Source organism: Streptomyces sp. URMC 127, assembly GCF_051386535.1.
In the GTDB taxonomy this organism is placed as follows: Bacteria; Actinomycetota; Actinomycetes; order Streptomycetales; family Streptomycetaceae; genus Streptomyces.
The window spans coordinates 1-881 of record NZ_JBPQTW010000466.1; the positions used below are offsets into that span (position 1 = coordinate 1).

General features: G+C 76.0%; 1 protein-coding gene. It reads right to left on the bottom strand.

Going from position 1 to position 881, the window contains the following annotated elements:
- Positions 1–881, bottom strand: an 881-nt coding sequence (locus ACSNOH_RS34935) for an ERAP1-like C-terminal domain-containing protein (protein ID WP_436725464.1), incomplete at both ends; no start/stop codon positions are given.

The window sequence follows — 881 nt, forward strand, 5'->3', positions numbered from 1 at the left end:
CTGTTCGACGAGGGGGCGGGGGAAGCCGGCGGCGCCTGCCGCGGTGGCCAGGGCGGGGCCGCGGCGGGCGGCGAGGGCGACGGCTTCGGGGTAGTAGCGGTCGAGGTAGGGGCGGACGAGGGTGTGCTGTTCGGGCTGCCAGAAGCCCTGGGCGGTGGCGGTGAAGAGGTAGTTGGAGAGTTCGGGGCGGTGCCCGGGGTCGTACATGGCCCGCCAGGCGGTTTCCTTGGCGGCGGGGTCGGGCAGGGCGGCGTGGCAGCGGGCCGCGCCTTCCCCGCCGGCGGCGCTGGGGTCACGGGCGAGCTCGGTGTCGATGGCCGCGGGGGTGGTGGCGCCGAGGACGGCGAGTCGGGCGAGGGCGCGCCAGCGCAGTTCGGGGTCGAGGGCGGGGCCGGCGGGGACGGTGCCGTCGTGGAGCCAGGCCTGGAGGGTGTCGGGGTCGGTGGTGCTGTCGATGAAGGTGCGGACGGCGGTGAGGCGCAGGCCCTGTGCTGCGGTGTCCTCGGCGTGCTCGGTTTGCCGCCGGGTGCGGTCGAGGAGTTCTGCGGCGAGGCCGGTGAGGGCGGTGAGGGCCGCGGGGCGGTCGGCGGGGGTGAGGTAGCGGTCGGTGATCTGGTCGCGGGCGAAGGCGAGGACGGCGCGGACGACGGCGACATCGCTCTCGTGGGACAGGTGAGTGCGGGCCGCGTCGAGGTAGGCGGCGGGGGTGAGGTCGCCGTCGCGGACCATGTCGCGGGCGGCGTTCCACAGGACGGCCCGGGAGAGGGCGCCGGGCAGGCCGGGCAGGGCGTCCAGGGCGGTGTCCCAGGAGGTGGGGTCGAGACGGATCTTGGCGTAGGTGAGGTCGCCGTCGTTGAGGAGGAGCAGGTCGGGGCGGGTGC